The 3,669-nt window shown below is 45.4% G+C and carries 2 protein-coding genes; one reads left to right on the top strand and one right to left on the bottom strand.

All coding sequences use genetic code 11. From position 1 onward, the window contains the following. Window positions 1–2,123: outer membrane beta-barrel family protein (locus tag KSW37_RS15250; protein ID WP_217315299.1), on the top strand; the 2,123-nt coding region annotated here is incomplete at its 5' end. An 82-nt stretch (window positions 2,124–2,205) separates the two neighbouring features. Here KSW37_RS15250 and KSW37_RS15245 read toward each other — a convergent pair. Further along, a complete protein-coding gene (locus KSW37_RS15245) occupies window positions 2,206–3,462 on the bottom strand; it encodes an ATP-binding protein (protein ID WP_217315301.1) in 1,257 nt (418 codons plus the stop codon). Between the last annotated feature and the right edge of the window lie 207 nt (window positions 3,463–3,669).

Genomic DNA, 3,669 nt, shown 5'->3' with positions numbered 1-3,669 from the left:
TCGTCATCCCCTGCCAGCAGAAACAGGCCCTCATGAAGGTTTCGTTCGTAGGCTATAAGACCATTTGCAAACTGGTACCTATTGCCCGCATCGGAAATGTGAGGATGCAGGCGAATGCCTATCAACTGGGCAAGGTGGAAGTAAAGGGCAAGCTGCGTATCGACCACGGCGGCCATGCCTCTTATACATTCTCTGACGAACAGATCAGGAACTCACGCCATTCACAGGATCTCCTGGGAACACTCCCGGGAATCTATACCGATCCGATGACCGGCAAGACATCCAGTATAACCGGCAAATCCATCAAGATTCTCATCAACAACGTGCCGATGACGAGTGAGAACGACCTGAAAGCTATTGCCGCCAACAAAATAAAGAAGGTGGAATACTACGAAGATCCTCCTATCAGATACGGCGATGTGGGCATCTTGATGAACATCATTACCAAGCCGCTTGATACGGGTTATACTACTGGTTTTGATGTGTCCAGCGCCTTGACCACAGGGTTTAGCAATGATAATGTGTATTTCAAGTACAACAAGGGCAATCATCAGTTTTCCTTCGATTACAGCATCAACGTGAGAAACTATCGTGACTGGATAGAAGACAACCAGTATTCCTTTACGCTTGACGACCAGCAGGCTGTCTATGATTACCATCTGCACAAGCGTTTTGGCTATACCGACAACAAGTTCAACCTGAAGTATGCTTACAGCAAGCCAGACAACATAACCTTCCAGGTCACCTTTTCGCCAGAATTGTCACATAAGTTCAACCGGGGAAATAGCGAGGTTGCAACGCAAGGAAACGAGGCTTGGAAGGATGGTTTCGGAAACACGAAGGATATTGTAGATTACGTGAAACCAGCAGTAGATCTCTATCTCAGCAAGCAGTTTGCCCATAAGCAGACACTCGATGTGGACTTGCTCGGCTCTTACTTCAACACCAGACAGCAGATGCTCAACCGGCAATGGACTTCCGACAAGGATAGCATCTTGACCGATGACGACATGCACTCCAGGAGTCACATCTACTCCCTGATAGGAGAAGCTGATTATACCAAAGAATGGGAGCAGGGAGAGCTGTCGGCAGGAGTTTATACCTGGAATAAGTGGAGCGACTATAATGTGCGCAATATCCTTTCCGGCTATGAGCCATCCAAGTATTCTTCATGCATCAAGATCAATACGGTTTATGCCCAATACCAGAACCATATCGGCAAGTTTACCTATCGCATAGGCGTTAAGAGCACGTGGAGAACCCAGAGCTATCAGGATCTCACCTATAACAACAACTATATTCATCCGTTGCTGTATTTATCTTATAAGCTGAAGAACGGTTCGTTGCAGCTGCTATCATCCAGCGGCACCAATTACCCCGCCATCTCAACATTGAGCGAGAACATGACGATTGTCATCCCCGGACTGATGAAGCAGGGCAACCCGAATGTAAAGGCTACGATGGAATGGGGACCGATATTCAGATACACCTATAATGATGCGATGCTCTACCTGCAAGTAGCACTTTATGGAATCTATAATGACAAGGTAATTACACCTTATTATTATTGGACCACGGTGAACGACAGGCGCAGCATAGTTTCTACCTATGAAAACGGCAGTTTCTATTGGCGTTATGGCACAGGCTATTATCTTCAGTTCAAGCCGTTCAAGAACGAGGTTTTGAAACTGATGGTGGGTGGAGGTTTTGAGCGAGAGGTAATCAGCAATTCCTATGGTCGCCATTGCTACTGGTGGAGTCCTTTCAAATATGGCATCTATTTCCGGAAGGGAAACTGGGGAGCTTCTTACCAGGGAAATATTCCTTCGAAGATGGCAGTCCTGGACTATCGCAAGGCAGATGAGTCCAAGAGTGAATTCTCTGCTTTTTACCAGAAGGGAGCCTGGCGTTTCTCGTTCTATGGCTTGTGGATGTTTGCACCAGCCAAGTACGAGAGCCAGACGTTCGACAATCCGATTATGAACCAGACGGAACAGCACATCATCAAGGATAATCGCCGCATGCTGATGCTGGGTGTCAGCTACAACTTCTTCTCCGGAAAGAAGAAGAACATCCGGAAGAACATCAACAACTACGACTCAGATGCTGGCGCATTCAAGTAAAAGCCGTCTTCGCTTTTCCCGAAATCACAAATAAGCAAAAGGCTGGACTTCCTCACCCGAAGTTCAGCCTTTTTGTCTGTTATCAGAATTCCAGCAGCCATTTCCATAGAGGGATTATCTCTATGCGGCAACCATCCTTCTCTACAATATCCTCCTCGTCCTTTGTCACAACAATCATCCGCTTGACATTCTGGACAGAAGAAAGCTTGATCAGCCCATCTGTCTCCCGCCGGAAAGTATCGGGATCTGCCATAGAGTAGGAAACCTGTATGGCCAATTCTTCTTCCGGAATCACAAAATCTACCTCGGCATTCCTGCTGTTCCAGAAATAGCTGCCGTCACCATATTTCCGCCTGAGCGTGACGGCAACTATGTTTTCCAGCAACGAAGTGTCTGCATCTACAAGAAAAAGATGAAGCAAACCATTGTCCGTAAAATAATACTTGCGGTTGGATTCCTTGTCCTGCAACTTTCCGAACAAATTCTCATACGGCAAAATGAGCCAGGTGTCAGCCATGTAGCCGACATAATCTATCGTGGCATCCGTACTGAGTTTTTTTCCGGTACTACTCACGATACTGGCTATTCTGCTGTAAGATAATGGCTGCTTCACGCTTTCTGCCATCTTGCGAATCATTACTCGCAGGGCATAGTCGTTACGAATCTTATACCGAGCCACCAAATCACCGAAGAAGATTTTACTGAAGAGATTGCTCATCCACGACCTTGGCTCCTTCATCCCCACAGTCTCTGGCAAACCTCCATGCTGGAAATAGATATTAGAGAGTCTTACAATATCCTTAGCGTAAGCATAGATGGCATTCTTTGCCTTTACATCAATACCGCTCGCCTTCAGATATTCGGCAAAGGAATAGGGATACACCTCATGTATCATGTACCTGCCACCGAGTGTTGTCGCTATCTCGCTGCTCAACATCTTGGCATTACTACCCGTGATGTAAACCTGATATTTCTGATCTGCTAACCTGCGGGCAAACTTTTCCCATCTATCTACCAGCTGAACCTCGTCGAGGAAGAAGATAGGACGACTGTCATACATTTCTTCATAACAGGTTTTTATCAGGTCAAGGTCGGTCACATCCAAGGAGTCAATACGGTCATCCTCGAAGTTGAAGTACAGGATTTCCTCCCGCTTATGCCCCTGTTCCAGCAGCTGTGCTATGCGCTGATACATCAGATACGATTTTCCTGCGTGTCTCAATCCTACAAACACGTAATTCAGTCCATCCATGAGCTCCACGTCACGATGAACCAGTTCTACTTGAGTAACATAAGCCTGATACTCAGTTATCAGTAATTTAATCAAATCCTTCGTCATAATTCCCTTTCTTTTTACTGAATCCGGTGCAAAGATACACATTTTATCGTTTATAGACGACAAAAGCAATAACTTTTTATCGTTTATAGACGATAAAAATGCATAGATTTTATCGTTTATAGACGACAAGCATCATTTTTCAACGCAATCTCTTTGTCTTATACGTGAAAAAGTTGTCACCTTTAGGATGGTTAAACTAAATATGTT

The sequence above is a fragment of the Segatella copri genome, from assembly GCF_019127135.1.
GTDB lineage: Bacteria > Bacteroidota > Bacteroidia > Bacteroidales > Bacteroidaceae > Prevotella.
This window is presented reverse-complemented; position numbering and strand designations above follow the sequence as displayed.